The following is a 19,805-nucleotide window of genomic DNA, read 5'->3' as shown; positions in this document are numbered from 1 at the left end:
ACTATGGCGCGGCTAAAGGAGAAGAGCATGAATACTCAACATGAGGCCTCATTTGAGCCTAATTATAAACGACAACCGAAATTCAAGAAAACAAGCGCGTTCCGAAGGTGGAAAAAGCGAGTATCGATAGCTTTTGCCGGGGTGTTGGTAATTATGCTGGGTGCGGGCGGATGGTTCTATCTTACGCCGTCCGGATCGGACATCCGTTATATGATGGCGGACACGCTGATCTCCAGCCAGCATCGATACTTGGCGAAGTACCTCATCGGGCAGCGCGAGCTGGACAACCGGGTGGCCGAGTACATGAAGCGGTTCGACGAGATGGGTCAGATCAAGGACGAGCATAACGTTGCGCTGGCGTCCCACCCCGCGAGCGACGTACAGATCGAGCAGATCTCGACCGCGAAGTTCAAAGGTTTCATCATGTACGTCCACGATCCGAAGATGATCCGCGTCGCCACGACGAGCATCGTCGGCTCCGGCGAAACCGTGCTCAGCATGGTGAAGCGTACCGGCGCGATCGCCGGCGTCAACGGCGGCGCGTTCGACGATCCGGAATGGGACGGCAACGGCTTCAAGCCTGCGGGCATCGTCATGTCGGGCGGCAAGGTGCTTTACAAAGGCGACGGCCTGCAGGCGCCCGTCAATGTTGTCGGCATCGACAAGGACGGCCTGATGGTAGCCGGGCGGTATAAGCCGTCGGAACTGCTGCAGATGGGCGTGAAAGACGCGGTGACCTTCCAGCCCAAGTTCATCGTTAACGGCAAAGGCCTGATCAAGAACCAAGCCGACGGCTGGGGCATCGCGCCTCGAACCGTCATGGCGCAGCAGAAGGACGGCACGATTATGTTCGTCGTGATCGACGGCCGTCAACCTGGCTATTCCGTTGGCGCGACGCTCTACGATATTCAGAAGATTTTGCTGCAGAAGGGCGCGGTAACGGCCGCGAATCTCGACGGCGGTTCCTCTACCGTGCTGGTGAAGGACGACCAAGTCGTAAACAAGCCGTCCAGCAAATACGGCATGCGCTACCTGCCGTCCGCTTTTCTCGTCTTCGACCATCCGGAGCAATTCGATTCGGGCAATATTTGGGACGGCATCGACATGCAGCATTTCGATTCATCGCAGCCGCGGACCAACACGGCCTCGTAATCATCGGAAAGGCTAGCTACGGCAGATATTCAATCGCATAAGAGCGCCCTCGGGCGTTCTTTTTTTGTGCTGGGCGACCTCTCGGGTTGTGGACAATCCGTCTCAAGGGCGCACATTCCGCATTGCGCGGAAGCTGGCATAAAACGCCGCTTTCATCCGCATAGTAAAGAGGATTGCACCGTTTTGCCACAGATTTGCCAAAGCACCAAGGGAGGAGCCGTTATGCGGCATTTATCGAATCGGTTGTTGGCCGTCGCGCTCTGCGTCTGCATCCTGTGCGGATTCCAGGCGCCGCGCAAGGACCGGCATTTCTATGAAAGCCGGGGGGATATCATCTGGGAGCTGCCGCTCGAGCGGAAGGAGCTTGCGCTGACGTTCGACGACGGGCCGGATCCGGAGACGACGGTCGAAATTCTCGACCTGCTGAAGCAGTACCGGGCCAAAGCTACTTTCTTCGTCATCGGATTTCGCGTGCAGAAGTATCCCGACATCATCAAGCGGGAGATCGCGGAGGGGCATGAAGTCGCCAATCATACGTACAATCACGTGTACTTTTCCAAAGGAATCAAGCGGGATACCATTCAGCGGGAAATCGAGCGGACCGACCGTTCGCTGATCGAATTGACCGGCAGGAAGCCGCATCTGTTCCGTCCGCCCGGCGGTTTCTACAGCGATGCCACGATCGACGTTGCCCGCAGGCTCGGCTATACGACCGTCCTGTGGTCCTGGCACCAGGATACCGAGGATTGGCGCAGTCCCGGGGTACGGCACATCGTGAACAAAGTGCTGAAGAACGCGCGGAGCGGCGATATCGTGCTGCTGCACGACTATATTTCGGGATCCGCTCACACGGTAAAAGCGCTGCGGATCATTTTGCCGGAGTTGGAACGACGGGGCTATCGCCTTGTGACCGTTTCCGAGCTGATCGCGGATAAAACAGGAGAATTGCTGCCCGCCGCGAAATCATCTCTTAGAGAATCTCCATCTTCTAAGAGAGTGAAGTGAAGCGAAATGGAAACCAAGTTCATTCGGCAGACGCGCTGCTTCAAGGTGCTCCGGGTATTTCCGACCGACGTCAATAATCACAATACGTTGTTCGGCGGCAAACTCATGTCCTATATCGACGATATCGCCTCGATCTCCGTCGCGAAGCTGTGCCGGACCACCGCGGTTACGGCCTCGACCGACTCGGTCGACTTTCTGAGCCCCATCCGGCCAAGCGACTCCGTCTCGCTGGAATCGTTCATCACGCATACCGGGACGAGCTCCATGGAAGTGTTCGTCAAGGTCATCCGCGAGGATATGAACAGCGGCGAACGCACGATCGCGGCCACCGCGTTCCTGACCTTCGTCGCGCTCGACGATAACAACCGCCCCGTTCCCGTGCCGCAGGTCATTCCGGAATCGGAGGAAGAGAAGAAGCTCTTCGAGACGGCGGAGTACCGGACGCACATGCGGAAGCATCGGCGGGAAGAGAGCAAGAAATTCGCGGATTATTTGGTGACGGCGTATCCGTGGGAGTAGGGTTTGCGAGGAATGATTATAGCGTGAAGTACAAAAGATCTTTGCTCCTTCGAGGAGATCAGGGAAGGCTTGGCCATGTGGTCAAGCCTTTTTTGCGTCGGATCGAAACGCGGCGGCGACTTTCCTCCGAACTCGCCGTCGACTTCCCGCCAACTTTGGCCGGGTTGCATGGCTTGGCCCGCGAGGAGGACAACCATGATCCGATTAAGGTTGGCGGGAAGTGGTATTTCACGGACGGCGTCATAGGTTTATAACAATACCATATCCGTCATTCGAGGGGGATTTCTTGATGCAACGATTTGCGCAGTTACTGCATTCGCTTCGCAAGTGGTTCGAGACGTTCGGCTGGTATTCCTTGATCCGGCCATTCGAGCTGCATGTGCTGTTCGGCGGTCTGAGCGTGCTCATGCTGAAAGAACTGCTTTACGAAATTCTTCCGTTCTCGAGCTATCACGGGCTTAACGTCGCCTTCTTTACGATTCCGTTGTCTTCGCTTGCTTATCTTGCTTTCCTGCTGGGAGTATGGCTGACGCTGGCCTCGGCGAACGTGAAGTATACGCCATACGGGCTATGGATTTACGCGTTCGTCTGTTTATATCCGTTTACGAACATGTCGCTGTCTTCCATGATTACGCCTGTCGTCTATATCTTGCTCGGGTTTGCGTTATTCAGGTATACGATGTCTGCTTACGCAGCGAAGTAGCGCCCCTATGAATGCCTGCAACGGACGGCAGCGATCGGCCGATCGGACTTATTTTGCCGTATCGCGTCTTCGCGGCTTGTGCTATGTTATTATTCTCGAGGCTGGCGCTGTCGCTAGCGTTCAATACGATCGCGGAGGGAATGGCATGGGATTGTTCAACGGCTTGCTGGGTAACTATTCGGAGGTATCCGTGCAAGAGCTTCAACAGCAATACGGCGCTTATATGATGCCCCAAGAGAACGTGCACATGGGCTTCAAATTAGTTCGGGATACGTTTATTATCACGGACGAACGCATCATTCTGATCGATCATCAAGGCGTGACCGGCAAGAAAACGAGAGTGGCCTCCATACATTTGGATTCGATCTACGAAGTGACGATGGAAACGGGCGGAACGGGGTTCGATGACAGCGAGCTGACGATCCACTACATCACTTCGCCTTTCCATAAAGCGAACCAGGTGCACACCGCCGCGTACAAATTCGAATTCGGCAAGAAATTCAACGTGCAGCCGATCTACGTCGCCTTCGTGACGATCGCGCACCAGAACAGCAAAAGATGGAACGGCTAGCATGCGACCACCCGGGATGGGTGGTTTTTTTTGTGCGCATGCGGCGGAGGAACATGCCCATTGCTAGCTGGACGGCGTTGTCTTGTCATGGTAAATTTTACTAGGTTAACTAAAATAACAGCTTGATAGAGAGCTGAATTACCAAGGGGAGTGTAGTCATTTCATGCGTTCATATCGCGCTTCGACTTTCTATCGCGTTATCTCGTACGGAATCGGGGGCATGCTGCTGCTGGGCGCTCTTGGGCTGCCGGCCGCGGAGGCCGCGCCTTCTTCGTCCGTCCAGTCCACCGTCAAGCCGTCGCAGAGCGACACGGCAATTTCCGTCGTATTGGATCGACAGCCGCTGAAGCTTACCGCGCCTCCGATTCTCATTCAAGGGAATCTAATGTTCCCGGCAAAAGCCATATTCGATGCCGTCGGCATCCCGTTCCGCATGCAAACCGGACACCTGTATGCCGGCAAAGGGCCGGTTCAGGTCGAAGGCAAGCTTAGCTCGAAATACGCCGTGAAGGGCAAGCAGACGATTCCGCTGCCGGCACCGCCGACGATCCAGGACGGGCGCCTGTACGTCCCGGCCAAGTTCGTGTCGCTCGTGCTGGACAAGTCGGTTGCGTACAGCACCGCCGGAGGCAAGAAGACGGCGACGATCGGCTACACGGAGGATCAGATGCGGGGGTTTGCGCGGCTGCTGTTCGAGGCGGCGCGGAACGGGGATGCTGCCGTAATCGAAACCATGCTTAGCCGGGGCGTGGATGTCAATGTCATGCTGGTGAACGAGTATGGGCAAAATACGGCCTTGGACTATGCCGTGCTGAACGATCATGCGGAAGCGGCGAAGGTCTTGCTGGAGCATGGCGGCACGTTCGATAAGCAGCGGGTGTTCGAGGTGCTGATGTCGCATAACAGCCAGCTGATGGAGGTGCTGCTGAAGCATGGCGTGGATCCCAATATGACGATGCCGAATTTTAACGCGACCTTGCTGACCGTTGCGTGCAACAGCATCCACGCCATGAACGCGGACGGCACGGAAACGATCATTCCTCCCAGCGCGCAGATCGTGAAGCTCTTGCTTGACTACGGCGGCGATCCGACGGAGAACGATTCGCTGACCAACGCCATCCAAGCCAACAGCCGCGAGGTCGCGCAGCTTCTCGTCCGTCACGGCGCCGATCCGCATCGGAAGGACTCCATGGGTTCCACGCCGTACGAGCGCGCGGTTCGAAGCGGCGCCACCAGCTTCTTCATCTTGGATCCGGATAGCGGCGCGGTTCGCCATATCCCGATGCTTTCGGTTCAATATGGGGACGGCAAGCCTGTCTCCGAGGGGACCATCTTCGTGGAGGGAACCAGCAGCGAGGGCAGCGTAAACAAGAGCTTCTTCTGGCAGAGCGGAAGCATCAACCTGGACGTGCCTGACGGCGATTACGGCATTCCGAGTATCATGCGCCCCGGCGCAGTCTACATGTTCTCGGATAAGCGGCTCCATGTCGAGCAGGGCATTGCTTCTCCGGCCAGTATCCGGCTGCCGGAACTGAACGTAGACGTGACGATCGCGAATGCGGGCAAAAACCAGGGCGGCGCCGCGTTCTTATCTAACGCGGACGGCACCAGCATCTTGTCGGCGGTGGAGGTCGTAAACGGCAAGCTCGGCTTGTACCTGCCCCCGGGAACGTATCAGCTTAACGAATACAGGCTGGGCGATACGGTATATAAGTTGTCGGGCGATACCGTAATTACGGTGACGGAAGATGCGGGGCATCAGCAGCTTACCGTCACGATGTCGTAGACGGCTAACGCGTATGCGCGGCGAGCGGACTGCGGACGTGAATTTCAGGCATACGAGAGCATTCATGACGACCATGATGGATAACATTTGCAGAAGATTGAAGACAATGGAATAACAATTGCAGAAGATTGAAGACAATTGAATAATAATTGCAGACAACAACGAGGCAGCCGACAACGGCTGCCTTTTCACGTTAGGAACGTTATGAATGGAAACATAGTCTGCTTCGTGCATCTATAAGACGAATCAACTCTCCGCATTTCCGCCGGTAAACCCCGCCCGATAAGCCGTCGGCGTCATGCCCGCGGCGAGGCGGAAGCGTTCGATAAAATAGCTCGGCTTCGCAAAGCCGGCCTCCAGCGCGATCTGCTTCACGGGTTTGGCCGTCGTGATCAGCATCTGCTTCGACAATTCGATGCGCTGCTCGTTCAAGTAGACGAGCGGCGGCATGCCCATCACCTCGTGAAAGCTTCGGCTGAAGTAAGCGGGACTCAGCCCGCTGAAGTCGGCGAGCTTGCCAAGCGGCAGCCGTCTGCTGCAGTTCGTGCGCATGTACTCCGCGGTTCGCCGGATGTTCTGCTCCAGGCTGCGCGTGCTCGGGGCATTCAAGTCGCCGGCTCCGAGCAGCACCTCCGCGATGATCTCGTACAGCAGCGCCGCCTTCTTCGGCACGCTCGGCACGCTGCTCAGTCCGGCCAAGCGCCACAGCTCCCGAATCAACGCCTCCAGCCGCTCATGCTCCTCGAACGAGAATACCCATACGTCCCCCATGCTTTTGTCGCCGAACATCGCCTGCAGACCCTCTCCGCCGAAGAGAAGCCACCACACTTCCCAAGGCTCCCGGCTGTCCGAGCCGAAGTGCTGCACCTGATGCGGCGAGCAGAGAAAGCCCGTTCCCGGCAGCAGCTCCAGCGTCTCGTTGTCCGTCTTGAGCCAGCCCCTGCCACGCACGACGAGATGCAGATTGTACATGAGCGGCGGATACAGCGTCCCGTTCACGAGATGGCCGCTCTCTTCGAAAATATGCCCAATCGCGATGGGGTAGCCAGGAAAGCGGTCAAAATCCGGTTTGGCCACATAACGCGCTTCATACATCTCAATCAGCTCCGCAAAATATTGGTGTCGATCGCAAAAACGAGGTATTCGATCCCGTCAAATTCTATTATATAGTGAAGAAGTGGTTATCGGAATAGCAAAATCGACATATCTAGTCAGGTGCTGCTGCGCACGGTCTGGAGCGGTCGGAGTCAGCAGAGTGTAGGAGCCGACGATCTCCGACGAGGTGGGCGAGGCGGAACGGCCGGAGCTGGTTTTCAAGTCCGCGGCTTCGGATCTTGCAGCGCCTGGCGGACAAGTCCGGCTTCATGGGGACGTTTATTAACGAAGTGAAATAGAAAGGAGCTTAAACATCGTGGAATATACGACATTCGGGAAGACCGGACTGCGCGTCTCCAAGCTGGGGCTCGGCGGAGCGCCGCTCGGCGGCGGGTTCGAGAACACGACCGAAGCGGAGATGGAGCGCACCGTCCACGAGGCGATCGATCTCGGGATTACCTTCATCGACACAGCGCCGCTGTACGGCGGCGGCAAGTCGGAGGAACGCATCGGCCATGCGCTTCGCGGCGGTCGGCGGGAGAAAGTCGTCCTGTCGACCAAAGCCGTCCGCTCCGATCTGCCCTACGACTACGCGAGCACGATCGCTTCCGTAGAGGGAAGCTTGAAGCGGTTGCAGACGGATTACGTCGATCTGCTGCAGATCCATGACGTGGAAAAGCAGCCGTTCGAGCTCATCATGAACGAGACGCTTCCCGCGCTTCAGAAGCTTCGGGCCGACGGCAAGATACGCCATATCGGCTTCAGCACGCGCGTCCTGCCGCTGATGAAGCGATACATGGAGACGGACCAGTTCGACGCGATTCAATTCTATGCCCGCTACATGCTGGTGGACTTCTCCGCGGCGAACGAGATTCTGCCGCTGGCAAGAGCGAAGAACATGGGCGTCATCAACGGCAGCGTGCTCGGCATGGGTCTGCTCGCCGAATCCCCCGCGGAATTCTTGGGCCAGGAAATGATCGACGCGGCCGCCGAGCGGATGGAGAAGCTGAAGTTCCTTCGCCGCGCCGAGCCGAAGGGACTCATCGAGCCGGGTTATCGCTTCAGCCTGCAAAACCCCGACATCCACGTTACCCTGACAGGAGCGGCGACCAGCAGCTTCATCCGGGCCAACGCCGCCTACTGCGACGGCCAAGGCCTAGACCCGCAGGATCACGAGCGCGTGCTGGAACTGTTCAACGGCGCGCCGTCCTTGTTTAAATAAGGTGTCCAGGAGTCCTAGAGCGAGCGCTGCCTGTTTGCGGCCTTAGCCGAAAACCTGCGGCCGGATCGAAGCCTATGGTCGAATCGAATGCCCGCGGCCGGTCGATGCCAAGGGCCAAGCCGGATACTCGCGATTTAGCTTACTGCAGGCGGCTCTTCAGAAGCGGTTTTCGCGCTCTCCAGCGAATGCGAACGCAGTCCAACCACTGGCGAGCCAACCCAATCGCCTCGAGAGGGGAAGGTGCACTGCCGGCTGCACTAGGGGTTGGGGGCGGAAGCTAGGCCGACCGCAGAACCGACGATTGGAGAAGTTAACTACCTGTTGTCGGCTAGTGGTGCACGAATTGTTCGTTCAAAAAGAAATAAGTGCATTTCTGCACTTATTTTCAACGAATTCGTTCGAAAAACGAAAATAACTGCAAATCTGCATTTAATCATCCATTTCTTAGTCACTTTCGCAATAAACCAGGGAAATAACTGCATATTTGCATCTATTCGCCCCAATGCCGATGAATCTTTAAAAATAAGTGCAGATTTGCACTTATTTCGAAGTAGTAAGCCCCGGTGAGGCGCCAACCGCAGGCCGAGGCGAGGCAACTCGACTCGCGGTCTGGCCTTCGATCTTGATCCCCGTCTCTGGCCACAGCCTGCGGTCTGACCTCGACTCGCGCAGGTTGGCCTTGATCTTGATCTCGGTCTCTGGCCACAGCCTGCGGTCTGACCTCGACTCGCGCGAGCTGGCTTCGATCTTGACCCCGGTATCTGGCCACAATCTGCGGTCAGATCTCGACTCGCGCAGGCTGGTCTCGATCTAGATCTCGGTCTCTGGCACAATCTGCAGTCCGACCTTGACTCGCTAGAGCTGGCCACGACCAGCGACAAGCCAACCTTACGCATTCAAAGTGTCCGCAAGTAAGCGCGGACACCCATTGCCCCCTGCCCCAAACGACGAAGAGAGCGGCAAAGAGCAGCGGCAGGCCGCAGGCCCTCACCCGCAGCTCCATCAAACTACAGCGAAACTTAAAGGAGTGTCCCTAGTGACGTATATCGTGAAAAACACCGCAACCATCAGCGACGAACTGCTCGAAGAATTGAAGCTCGTCAGCGTCAGCACCGCCTCCCATACGCTTGTCGAAATGGGCTACCGCAACGCCTACATGCAGGGCATCATGCCGCTTGCCTTCCCGGATGACCAACAGAGCGCGGTCGGCCGGGCCGTCACGCTGCGCTTCATTCCGCTGCGCGAAGACCTGGTGAAGCAGCAGTACGACACGCTGCCGGAGTCGCCGCACCGGGTGTCGCTGGAATCCATCACCGAGAATGACGTGCTCGTCATCGATACCGGCAGCCACATGGAAACAGGCGTAATCGGCGATATTTTCACGCGTCGGCTGCGTTACCTGGGCGGCAAGGCGATCATCGTCGACGGCTGCATCCGCGATTTGCAGCGGGTGAAGGACGTCAACTTCCCGGTCTATGCCAAAGGCGTGCACGGCGGCGCCATTCCGCGCTCGCTCATGTCCGTCGGTTTCAACGAACCGATCCGCTGCGGCGGCGTGTCCGTCGTGCCGGGCGATATCATCCTCGCCGACCGTGACGGCGTCGTCGCGATTCCGCCGCAATGCGTCGAGGAGATCGTGAAGATCGCCCGCGCCCACGACGAGCTGGAGGAGCGCTGGATCAAGATGAAGCTGGACGAAGGCGCGTCGCTGCATACGCACTATCCGCCGAACGCCGATGCGAAGATCGAATTCGAGAACTGGAAGAAGGAGAACGGCTATGCTTAAGCTCCGCGGCGAGCATCCTTTCTACGAACCGCCGCAGTGGGCGCTCCTCGAGCGCCGCTTGATCGACCTCATGAACGAGGCGGTCGAGCCGCTGATGGCGCGCTACGTCCGTCCGGACGGCACGATCCTGTGGCCGGCGTCCGATACCCATACCGGGATCGACGCGCTGGACGACATGTACGAGAGCTTTTTCAACTGGCCGTTGTTCTACGTGCTGGGCGGCCACGAGAAGTTCAAATCGCTTTCCAAGCAGGAGTTCGAAGCCATCACCAAGCAATTCGCGAAGTATGACACTGGCACCGGGTACAAAATGATCGAGAACGAATACGAGCAGGGCTACGACTGGTTCCATCAAGGCGAAGGCTATACGTTCTTCTACCATATGGGCATGATGGATCCGCATGATCCGAAGATCCGGGAGCGCGCGATGCGCTTCGCGGGGTTGTTCCTGAACGAGGACCCGGACGTCGTCAACTACGACGAGGAGCATCGGATCATTCCGTATCCGCATTCGGGCAGCAAGGGCGCGACGGACCGGAATCTCGAGCAGAACCGGAAGGGCTGGTACTATGCGGAGTGGATGCGTTTCTACGGCCTGCATTTCCAAGACGTCCCGGGCGTCACGAAGCTCGAGGATACCAAGACCGAAGCAGGCGCGCTGGCGCTCGGCAACGCGGTCGCGGACCGAATGGCGCGCGGCGACGTGCCGCTGAACCTGCTCGCGACGAGCATGGTGACCAATGCCTATCTGCACACGGGCGATCCGAAGTACAAGTCGTGGGTGAAAACCTACGTGGACGCGTGGATCGAGCGCTCGCAAGAGAATGGCGGCATGATCCCCGACAACATCGGATTGACGGGCAAGATCGGCGAGCATAACGGCGGCAAATGGTACGGCGGCTGGTACGGCTGGACCTGGCCGCATGGCTGGGTCAGCATCGGTCAAGGCGTCGGCGTTGCGGCACAGAACGCGATGCTGCTGGAGCGGGATCCGTCCTACGCGGAATTCCTGCGTACCCAGCTAGTGAAGATGAACGAGCAGGCGGAGGTCGTGGACGGGACGCGGTTCATCCCTTACAAGTTCGGCGATCCGGGCTGGTACGGGTTCGATATGCAGATGAACAACGTGCTCTTCGAGGATCGCACGAAGTCGGTAGCCTTCCGCAAGGAGGACAAATCGGTGCTGTGGAAGGACGGCTGGTTCGAGTTCCAGCCGATGGATCCCGTCTATCCGACGCATCTATGGTACATGTCCATGGAGGAGAACGACCGCGAGCTGCTGAAGTCGCTGCGGAATTACGCCGAACCGGACTGGGACCATATCCGCTACTATCGGGCGAAGGACCAAGCCGGACATGATTATGCGTGGGTCTCGTACCTGGAAGGCGAGTATCCGAACTATCCGGAAGAAATCCTGAACTACAACCTGTCGCAGATCTATCAGCGTCTGCACTTCATGCGGACGGATACGGAGAATCCGGCGGGATACAAAGACGACTACATTCAGATCCGCAATCCGATCACGCTGGAAGGGCTGCTGCAGTTGACGCTCGGCGCGCCTTCGCCTTTGTACAACGGCGGCCTGCTGACGTCGCGACTGCGTTATTTCGACGCCGACGTTAAGCGTCCCGGCCTGCCGCAGGACGTTGCTGCGCTCGTCAGCTCGCTGACGGCGGACCGTACGGTCGTGGAGCTCGTCAACCTGAACGCGACGGAAACCCGCACGATCATCCTGCAAGCCGGTGCCTTCGGCGAGCATCAATTCACGGGCGTAACCTATACCGTAACGGGGACGGTTGAAGATGACGGCAGCAAGCTCTCCGGTTCCACGACGATGGAGAAAATGCCAAGCGGCCTCTTCGTGCCGCCGGCTATGAAGCGCGAAGCAATTGTCAATGACAAGTGGCTCCAAGTGGAGCTGCTGCCGGGCTGCCGAATTACGCTTACGCTCGGCATGACGCGCTTCGCGAACGATCCTTCCTATCTTGAACCGTGGGAGGCGGCTGCCAATGGTTAAGCCGGATAATCGGTTCATGGGCGTGTCCGCGATCAAGCGGGGCAAGGAGGAGGTCTTCCTCCATGCGTTCGAAGCTGGCCGCGAGGCGTTAAGAGCGCAGCTTCTCGAGATGGACGCCGTGGCCTGCAGCGTGTTTCGGCAGGGGCGGTACCTGTTCCTGTACGCGGAGCTGCCTGATCAGAACAGCGGCGGCGGGCAAAATGCTCCGGTAGCAGGAACGGCAACAGAAACAGCAACAGAAACAGCAACAGAAACAGCAATAGAAACAGCAACAGAAACAGCAATAGAAGCAACGGCAACACCGGCAGCGCCAAGCTCGGCGGACGAGCGGGATTTCCGCCGTCTGCTGACAGAGCGTTTGTGGAGCCAGACCGGGCTCCAACCGCTGCTCGATGCCTGGCCTTCCCTGCAAGAGGAAGAGTCGTTCGTGCTGCGAATGAACGATATTTTCCATGACGACGTGCCGATGGACGACGTTCCTTGGCGGCGGCCGGATTGGAAGCCGGAGCAGCGCGACGGCAAGCTCGCGCGGCTGAAACCGGACATGTACAGCAGCTACGTCTTCCTGCATTATCAGCTGCAGGAAGAGCTGCCCCGTAAGTTTAACAAGTACTACATGATCGGCAGCTTCGGCCCGTACATCTTCTCGTACGCCGAGTCGCCGGGTCTGGTGGAGCCGTCCCGTGCAGGGCTGCTGGACTCCAAGCAGACGCCGGCGGATTGGCCGACCGCGATGCTTCCGCATTTCGAGCCTTGGGGACAGGAGGTTGGCGAAGAGGAGCAGCTCTGGCGCGACCTGCAGCCGTTGTTCCATCTCGGCGAGCCCGGCGAACAGGAATAAGGAAGAAGGCAGTTTGGATCGCGCTACGAGGCGTGCCGAGCTGCCTTTTTGCTTTTTAGATGGGAAATTGACAAACGAAAATGAATATAATCAATTCTATAATTAAAATTATTTATTTTTATAAGTGTACAATTTTAATATGTTGATTTATAATTCAATAAAAGAAAGGAGAGGCGTATGAAATATCCCATCCTCACGCAATGTCCGGTTTGCGACCATCAATTGCACGCCGTCAAGCTGGAATGCGGGCATTGCCGGACGACGATCGAGAACAAGTTTGAATTATCGAAGCTGGCGCTGCTATCGCCGGAACAGCTCCATTTTGTAATCACCTTTCTAGTGAGCAGGGGCAACATCAAGGAAGTGGAGAAGGAGCTCGGCATCTCTTACCCGACGGTGCGCGGCAAGCTCAACGACATCATCGCCTCCCTCGGATACGAGACGCAGAAGAAGCCGGAAGTCGATGAGCGGAAGGTCATCACCATGCTGGAGAACGGCGAAATCACCGCGGACGAAGCGCTCAAAATGTTAAAGGGTGAATAAGGAGGAAGAAACGATGAAAGAAGAAATCGGCAGAGTGTTGTCCATGTTGCAGGAAGGCAAGATTGATTCTGACAAGGCTTCGGAGTTAATTAACGCGCTGAAGCAAACGGCTCCCGCGTCGCAATCCGCGCAGGCACTGGGGACCCCCGACTATTTGAAGAAACCGTCATCGGCATCCGGCGCTTATCTGAACAAGACGCTGAAAGTACGGGTAACCTCCCAAGACAACGAGAGCATCAACATCAATGTGCCGCTTAAACTGGTGAAGGCCGTTCTAGGAGCGGGGCACAGCATCGCGTCCAATATTCCGCAGGCCGCGAACTATGTGAAGGATATCGATATCGCTTTGCTGATTGATGCCATCGAGAACGAGCTTGACGGGCAAATCGTCGACATCCGCTCAGGCGAAGAGACCGTCAGCGTCGTGATCGAGTAGCTGCTTATGATCATCGTGAAGGTGAAGAGCCAGGAATATAAGTTTACGATTCCGGTTCCGTATGTCGTATTGCGTCTAGGGAGCGGCATCCTGACTTCCGGCTTATTGCGGCGTAAAATGAGAGGTTGGCTGAACTTGGACGGCGGGCAGTCGGATCGGCATGCGGAAGGGTACTCGAGCCTGGAGCATGTTGTCCATTCGAACGGCAGCCGGTTCGGGAAGGAACTGCTGCTGTCGCTTATCGAAACCCGAAGCACGAAGCAAGCGCTCAGGCAGCTCATCAACGAGCTGCAGCGCTGCAAAGGGACGGTTCTGGTTGATTTTCAGGCTGGGGACGGCACGAAAGTGTGGGTTAGATTGTAGGATTTTGCTGCTGTAATTGTAGATTAGCTTGCATAGCATGCAGGGTGGTTTAGCTGCTTAGCGAATAGGGGGTAGGTGCTAAGCGAGCAGGGTTTAGCTGCTTCATTTGAAGAGCGTCGCGGCCGCGTTTGCGACTTCTGCCGCGTTAACGGCTTCTCGCGGCCTTAACTTTCCCGCCCGGCTTCCACACGGACAGGATGAACAGCACGATCAAGGAAATCGCCTGCAGCAGGATCCCGATCCACAGCCAAGTATGATTCACCGTGAACCCCGGCTCCGCCCAAGCGTTCATGGCCGGTGCTTCGGAGAGCCGAACGCCGCGAAGCGTCCACGCGTACAGTCCGACGAAACCGATGGCGATCGTAACCAGCGTAAGCACTTCCTTGGCGATCAGCCAATAGTAGCGGAATAATCCCCAGGACGTGAGCACCGACAGCATAATGCCGGTCACCGTCGTGCCGATCGTCGAAGCCCGAACGCTTGAATCGGCCAGCAGGTGCATCACGTCGTAACAGGTTCGCAGGGTGTCCGCGCTGTCCGTCGTTGAAGCCGTCAGCGCCAGGATGATGAACGTTGCTTGGCCGCCGAGCATGATGGAAGCGAAGATCAGATGAAGCAGCAACAAAATGCGCCGTCGTTGCAGGGTAAGTTTACTCATGCGGCAGCCTCCTTCAATGAAATGTAATTTATGATTAGGATGGTTAACTAGAGACGAGTAGGCTGATTAAAAAGCAGCCATTCAGATGGTTAAACATTAAACCGATAGCCGACGCCCCAGATCGTCTCCACGTATCGCGGCTTGGACGGATCGCGCTCGATCTTCTCGCGCAGCTTGCCGATATGCACCGTTACGGTCGCATAATCGCCGAGCGCGTCGAGGCCCCAGATGCGTTCGAAAAGCTCTTCCTTCCGAAACGCCCGGTTCGGATGCTGCGCGAGGAACAGGAGCAGCTCGTATTCTTTGGCCGTAAACGGCACTTCCTCCTCGTTCACGAATACTCTGCGCGCCTGCCGGTCGATGCGAATGCCGTGAAGCCGCAGCTCGTCCCGCCGCCATTCGCCGTCGCCGACGAGACGGTCGTAGCGGGCCAAATGCGCCTTCACGCGGGCAACCAGCTCGCCCAGTCCGAAAGGCTTCAAGATATAATCGTCCGCGCCGAGCCCGAATCCGCGGATTTTGTCCACTTCTTCCTTCTTCGCCGAGACGATCAGGATCGGCACGTTGCTCGCCGCCCGGATTTGCCGGCAAACCTCGTAGCCGTCCATGCCGGGGAGCATCAGATCGAGCAGAATCAGATCGTACCGCTGCCGCAGCGCCATCTCCAGTCCCTGTTCGCCGCGTTCGGCGATGTCGACCGCCAAACCGCTCGCTTCCAAGTAATCATGCTGAACCTCGGCAATGACGGGATCGTCTTCGATAATCAATATCCGCTTCATCGTGGGTCTCCTTTCTGAATGGCTGGTCCCGGGGCTGGCGGCAAATCGATCGCGATCGTCGTACCCGTGCCTGTCGCCGCTCGGTACGCACGGACCGTGCCTCCGTGCTCGTCTATGATTTGCTTCACGATCGCAAGCCCGAGGCCGCTGCTGCCCGCGTCTGCCTGCCGGGATGGCTCCGCGCGGAAGAAGCGGTCGAATACGTAAGGCAGCGCTTCTTCCGGAATGCCGGTGCCGTTGTCCGTCACCCGGACGGTTACGCCGCCGTCCGCCGTCCGAGCCAGCTCGAACCGGAGGGTCCGAGGCTCGGCAACCATGTATTTGAGGCTGTTGTCGACGATGTTTTGGATGGCCCGGTGCAGCTTCTCCCGGTCCGCCATTACCTCGGCCCGTACCTCGGATCGAGCTGCTTCCCGAACCTCGGGCCTTCCGTCATCCCGTCCCTCATCCCGTCCCTCATCCCGAACCTCGGTCTGTGCCTCGTACGGCAAGCCATCCTCGACGATCAAATCGACTTGAACGCCGGCCATGCGCGGGTCCACTCGCAGCTCCAAGGCGAACTGACGCAGGTATTCGGTCATATCCAGCCTTTCGAAATCGAACGGAAGCTTGCCGATATCGAGCGTGGAATAGAGCAGCAGCTCCTCGATCATGCGGTTCATACCGTCGGTTTTGCCGCCGATCATGGCCACGTATTTGCGCCGTTTCTCCTCCGTGTCCGCGACGCCGTCTTGGAGGCATTCCACGCAGCCTTGGATGGCCGTAATCGGCGTTTTCAGATCGTGGGAGATGTGGGCGAGCAGTTCTTTCCGGTTCTGCTCCAGCGTAAGCCCTTCGCCCAGCGAGTCCCTCAGCCGGATGCGCATCTCTTCGAAAGCGGCGCCGAGCCGGCCGATCTCGTCCTGCCGCCCCAGCTGCACGGGTCTGTCCAAGTCGCCTTCGCGGATTTGCTCCGCCGCGGCCTTGAGCGCGTAGAGCGGCTTGATGATGCTGCGCGAGACGAGGAACGTGAGGACGCCGTTCGTGGCTGCCAGCGCGCCGATGAGCGAGAGGAGCACGGTCGGCACGAATTTGCGGAAGAACTTGCCGACCGGTTCCATGTCCGACACGATGATCAAGGTGCCGGGCGAACCGTCGGCCGCTAGGAAGGCGATGCGCTCCAGGCCGCTGCCGACGGGCGGCCCCGGGCCCCAGCCGCGACTGCCGCCGCCTTGCTCCGCCTCGCGCGAACGGTTCGCGATATCGTCCGCGTCGAGGCCGGGAGAGACGTAGGCTGCCCGATCGCCCGACAGGACGACGATCCCGGCCTTCACGGCAGCGAGCTCCGCTTCCGTCTCCGCGAGGAAGGACGGATCGCCGAGCAGCCTCGGGTCATGCGCGGCGATGAACCGCAGGCCGGCAGCGAGCTCGGTACGCCCGCCGAACAGCGCGCGAATTTCGCCGAAAGGGGCGGAGCGCTGCTGAGCGGAACCATGGAGAGCCCCGGGCGCCATGTCCCGCATATAGATGCCCGCGGCCATCATGACCGCGAGTCCGAACAGCGCCACAGGGATCACGATCATGGCGATATGAGAGAGGTATAGTTTCTTTCGAATGGACATAAGAACGCTCCTTTCTTCCCATTGTAGCGGGTGTCCGTAAACAAACGATAATCCAACTCTAAAAAAAGCATAAAATAGCGCCGATGAGCAGCCTGAAACGGAAGAAGGCCGTATGGCTGCGCGCCAGAGCGCTCACCAACGGCCTTTTCGATTCAACGAACGTATTGTGCATGCCGGGACCTTCAACGCTATCAACGCCGATTACCCCGGCGGTCCTTGCTTCACGCTATGGAAGCGGCTCCCGCAGCTCGAACATGTTCGTCGCGATGAGGTTGACGTTGACATGCAGCTCGATGCCCGGTATTTCCTCATTGACGGCGAGCCCTTTGCGGTACCAGACTTCGTTCAAGGAGTAAATATCGACCGATCGTTTCTTCCCGACCTCGTAGGTCTGCATGATCTCGCTCTCGACGCTCTTCTTGAGCCATGCATTCATTTCATTTAGCCCCATCCGCTTCTTCTGCTCTCGAAGGGTAGCGCTCATGTTGATGTACAGCTTGACGATTCGTTTGCCATCCTTATAGGCGGTCGTTTTCTTGACCTTATTGTTCTTCAGCGCCGCGGTCCCGACGAGTGCTCCTTGATCGTCCTTGATGGGGAGAAGGCCGCGCAGCGTTTTCTCCTTTAACCATTTTACGCCGCTCGCTTCTTCCCGGTTGAACCTTGCTTCGCTCTTGCCGTTCCGGAGCGCAACAAGGCCGTTCACGATCGGCAGCGTAAACGGCTTGCCGTCTTTGTCCCAGTTCTCCGTTAGTTTGATGTGATCGACGAGCGCCGTCTCGAACGGTTCCCTGGAAGATCGAACGAATTTCTGATAAGTTACCGGCTCGAAGGACGACTGCAACTGTTTGTATAAGAGATTCGGCTGGTAATAAACGGTGTTAATTGAGGAGCTTCCGGTGATCGGCTTCGTGCTGAGCACCTTCGCAAGGTCGTCGCCCGTTGCGAATACCCAGGGCGTATAGCGCTGATCGCGCGTGCGCATCAGCTCGTCATGAATATCGAAGACTCCTCTGGCAAGCATGCGGTCGCTGAAAATAAAGCCTTTGTTCTGCGTCCAATCCATGCGCATCTGACTTTCCTTCTGCAGGTCGAACGCCGCCATTCCGATGCTGACGCCTTCTCCCATGCCGATAACGACCGGATTCGGCGTGCTACCGGTCCCTTCCTGTTTCGACATGGATGCGAGCTCGTTGATCTGCGCGTAGAGGCGATACTTGCCGTCGACGTAATCGATGCCGATCAAGTTGACGAAATTGAAGTATTGAATATTTTTGACGTCCCAGCATCCGCAGAGGGATGCAAGCAAGCAGCCGATGACTATCGTTTTCCAGAGCTGTTTCATCAGTGTTCGTCCTTCATCCTCGTGTCGTCCTGCAAATGGAGGTTCTGCGCGCGCTTGCGCATCTTGCTCGCCGGTTTCTTCAGCAATGCCGCCGTTATGTCTCCCCAAGACGGGGGCGACAGCGGGGAGAGATAAGGGACGCCGAACGACTTGAGGTCGGATAGATAAGCGACGACCAGGAAGATGGACATGAAGAACCCGAACATGCCGAGAATCGAGGAAATGATCATGATGAGAATGCGGATGATCGACACGACGCCGCTCAGCGTCGGGTTCACGAGCGTATAGCCGGCGATGACCGTGGTCGCGGCCACGACCGTTACCGTAGGTGAAGTAATGCCGGCCCGGATGGCGGCATCGCCCACGATGATGCCGCCGACGACGGTTACGGTCGGTCCGACTGATTTCGGGAGACGCAGTCCGGCTTCCTTGAACAGCTCGAACAAGATAAGAACGGTAATCGCTTCGAACGGAACCGAAGTCGGGAGTCCGACGCGATTCGTGGCGATCGTCGCCAGCAGCGGCAGCGGAATCTGCTCGAAGTTGAATCCGGTCAGCGCGATGTAGAATCCGGGCAGGAACAGAGCCAAATACCAGCCGAACAAGCGGATTAACCGTTGAAACGAGCTGATGACCGCCCGGTAATAGCCGTCTTCCGGCGACTTGATGAGCGAGGTCAGCGTAACGGGCGCGATGATGGCGAGCGGCGAGCCGTTCAGCAGGATCGCAAAACGACCGCCGACCAGGTACTCCGCCGCAAAATCGGGCCGCCCGGTATTGTCGATCAGCGGCACCACGCACATGGTCCGATCCGAGATGGCTTCTTCCAGCTGAGAGCTCGTAATCAGCGCATCGATTTCGATTTTCCGCAATCTTGTCCGAGCCTCGTCGACGGCATCCTTATTCGCGATATCTTGGATATAGAGCAGACATACCTGGGTCCGGCTTCGAACGCCGATCGTAAAGGATTCCACCTTGAGCGTCGGCGATACCAGCCGCTTGCGAATCAGCGCGACATTGGTCTCGATGCTTTCGGTAAATCCGTCGCGCGCCCCCTTCGAGGACGTCTCCGTGACGGACTCTTCCGGGTTTCTTTCGGGAGGGTCGGCGACGTATTGCACGAAGAAGCAGGCCGATTCCCGATCGAAGAGGAGCAGGTCGCCGTTAAACACGTAGGTGGCGAGCTCGTTCTTCCAGTCCGGCGTCAGGTCTACGGGGTGCTGTCGCCAAATGTCTTCCCTGCTTGTGCTCAGCTCGTTGATTTGCTCCCGATTGGACATGCCTTGGCAGAATACGAACAGAAAACCGCCGGTCGGCTCGAGCATGACGTCCCCGCAGTCCTTGAACAGCTCCCGAATGTCGTTTTCGCTTAGGTTAACCATT

19 protein-coding genes are annotated in these 19,805 nt (G+C 57.7%); 13 read left to right on the top strand and 6 right to left on the bottom strand.

What is annotated here, in order from left to right; genetic code table 11:
• The first annotated feature begins 27 nt into the window (after positions 1-27).
• From AC0YNU_RS20120 to AC0YNU_RS20095, 6 genes are all read left to right on the top strand, one after another.
• Positions 28-1,152, top strand: a complete 1,125-nt coding sequence (locus tag AC0YNU_RS20120) for a phosphodiester glycosidase family protein (protein ID WP_475759896.1) — start codon at positions 28-30, stop codon at positions 1,150-1,152.
• Positions 1,153-1,374: 222 nt separating this feature from the next.
• Positions 1,375-2,157: a polysaccharide deacetylase family protein gene (locus AC0YNU_RS20115; RefSeq protein WP_475759894.1), complete on the top strand. Its 783-nt coding sequence runs from the start codon at positions 1,375-1,377 to the stop codon at positions 2,155-2,157.
• A 6-nt stretch (positions 2,158-2,163) separates the two neighbouring features.
• A complete protein-coding gene (locus AC0YNU_RS20110; protein WP_475759892.1) occupies positions 2,164-2,676 on the top strand; it encodes an acyl-CoA thioesterase in 513 nt (170 codons plus the stop codon).
• 289 nt (positions 2,677-2,965) lie between these two features.
• Entirely contained in the window at positions 2,966-3,379 is a 414-nt protein-coding gene (locus tag AC0YNU_RS20105; protein ID WP_475759890.1) for a hypothetical protein, read from the top strand.
• 145 nt (positions 3,380-3,524) lie between these two features.
• On the top strand, positions 3,525-3,950 hold the full coding sequence (locus tag AC0YNU_RS20100) for a PH domain-containing protein (protein ID WP_475759888.1): 426 nt from the start codon (positions 3,525-3,527) through the stop codon (positions 3,948-3,950).
• A 163-nt stretch (positions 3,951-4,113) separates the two neighbouring features.
• Complete coding sequence (locus tag AC0YNU_RS20095; protein ID WP_475759886.1) at positions 4,114-5,736, top strand: ankyrin repeat domain-containing protein; 1,623 nt, start codon at positions 4,114-4,116, stop codon at positions 5,734-5,736.
• Positions 5,737-5,982: 246 nt separating this feature from the next.
• Here AC0YNU_RS20095 and AC0YNU_RS20090 read toward each other — a convergent pair whose 3' ends face one another.
• Positions 5,983-6,831: a helix-turn-helix domain-containing protein gene (locus AC0YNU_RS20090; RefSeq protein WP_475759884.1), complete on the bottom strand. Its 849-nt coding sequence runs from the start codon at positions 6,829-6,831 to the stop codon at positions 5,983-5,985.
• A 316-nt stretch (positions 6,832-7,147) separates the two neighbouring features.
• On the opposite strand from AC0YNU_RS20090, the gene AC0YNU_RS20085 reads away from it, so the two are divergent.
• From AC0YNU_RS20085 to AC0YNU_RS20055, 7 genes are all read left to right on the top strand, one after another.
• Entirely contained in the window at positions 7,148-8,053 is a 906-nt protein-coding gene (locus AC0YNU_RS20085; protein ID WP_475759882.1) for an aldo/keto reductase, read from the top strand.
• 1,036 nt (positions 8,054-9,089) lie between these two features.
• Positions 9,090-9,839: an RraA family protein gene (locus AC0YNU_RS20080; RefSeq protein ID WP_475759880.1), complete on the top strand. Its 750-nt coding sequence runs from the start codon at positions 9,090-9,092 to the stop codon at positions 9,837-9,839.
• Entirely contained in the window at positions 9,832-11,856 is a 2,025-nt protein-coding gene (locus tag AC0YNU_RS20075; protein WP_475759878.1) for a DUF8034 domain-containing protein, read from the top strand. The genes AC0YNU_RS20080 and AC0YNU_RS20075 overlap by 8 nt, the downstream gene beginning before the upstream one ends.
• Complete coding sequence (locus tag AC0YNU_RS20070) at positions 11,849-12,697, top strand: hypothetical protein (protein ID WP_475759876.1); 849 nt, start codon at positions 11,849-11,851, stop codon at positions 12,695-12,697. Before AC0YNU_RS20075 ends, AC0YNU_RS20070 begins: the two co-directional genes overlap by 8 nt.
• 177 nt (positions 12,698-12,874) lie before the next feature.
• Complete coding sequence (locus tag AC0YNU_RS20065; protein ID WP_475759874.1) at positions 12,875-13,240, top strand: DUF2089 family protein; 366 nt, start codon at positions 12,875-12,877, stop codon at positions 13,238-13,240.
• 13 nt (positions 13,241-13,253) lie between these two features.
• Entirely contained in the window at positions 13,254-13,676 is a 423-nt protein-coding gene (locus AC0YNU_RS20060; protein WP_475759872.1) for an SHOCT-like domain-containing protein, read from the top strand.
• 6 nt (positions 13,677-13,682) lie between these two features.
• A complete protein-coding gene (locus AC0YNU_RS20055) occupies positions 13,683-14,039 on the top strand; it encodes a hypothetical protein (RefSeq protein WP_475759870.1) in 357 nt (118 codons plus the stop codon).
• Positions 14,040-14,184: 145 nt separating this feature from the next.
• Here the strand turns inward: AC0YNU_RS20055 and AC0YNU_RS20050 are convergent, their stop codons facing one another.
• The 5 genes from AC0YNU_RS20050 to AC0YNU_RS20030 all read right to left on the bottom strand — a co-directional run bounded on the left by AC0YNU_RS20050 (position 14,185) and on the right by AC0YNU_RS20030 (position 19,804).
• Complete coding sequence (locus AC0YNU_RS20050; RefSeq protein ID WP_475759868.1) at positions 14,185-14,697, bottom strand: hypothetical protein; 513 nt, start codon at positions 14,695-14,697, stop codon at positions 14,185-14,187.
• Positions 14,698-14,786: 89 nt separating this feature from the next.
• A complete protein-coding gene (locus AC0YNU_RS20045; RefSeq protein ID WP_475759866.1) occupies positions 14,787-15,476 on the bottom strand; it encodes a response regulator transcription factor in 690 nt (229 codons plus the stop codon).
• On the bottom strand, positions 15,473-17,077 hold the full coding sequence (locus AC0YNU_RS20040) for a sensor histidine kinase (RefSeq protein WP_475759864.1): 1,605 nt from the start codon (positions 17,075-17,077) through the stop codon (positions 15,473-15,475). The genes AC0YNU_RS20045 and AC0YNU_RS20040 overlap by 4 nt, the downstream gene beginning before the upstream one ends.
• A gap of 226 nt (positions 17,078-17,303) precedes the next feature.
• Positions 17,304-18,422: a Ger(x)C family spore germination protein gene (locus AC0YNU_RS20035; protein WP_475759862.1), complete on the bottom strand. Its 1,119-nt coding sequence runs from the start codon at positions 18,420-18,422 to the stop codon at positions 17,304-17,306.
• Positions 18,422-19,804, bottom strand: a complete 1,383-nt coding sequence (locus AC0YNU_RS20030) for a spore germination protein (RefSeq protein WP_475759860.1) — start codon at positions 19,802-19,804, stop codon at positions 18,422-18,424. The genes AC0YNU_RS20035 and AC0YNU_RS20030 overlap by 1 nt, the downstream gene beginning before the upstream one ends.
• Between the last annotated feature and the right edge of the window lies 1 nt (position 19,805).

The sequence above is a fragment of the Paenibacillus sp. J31P316 genome (assembly GCF_056269105.1).
Note: the sequence above shows the minus strand (reverse complement) of the source record. Positions and strands in the feature narration are given on the sequence as shown.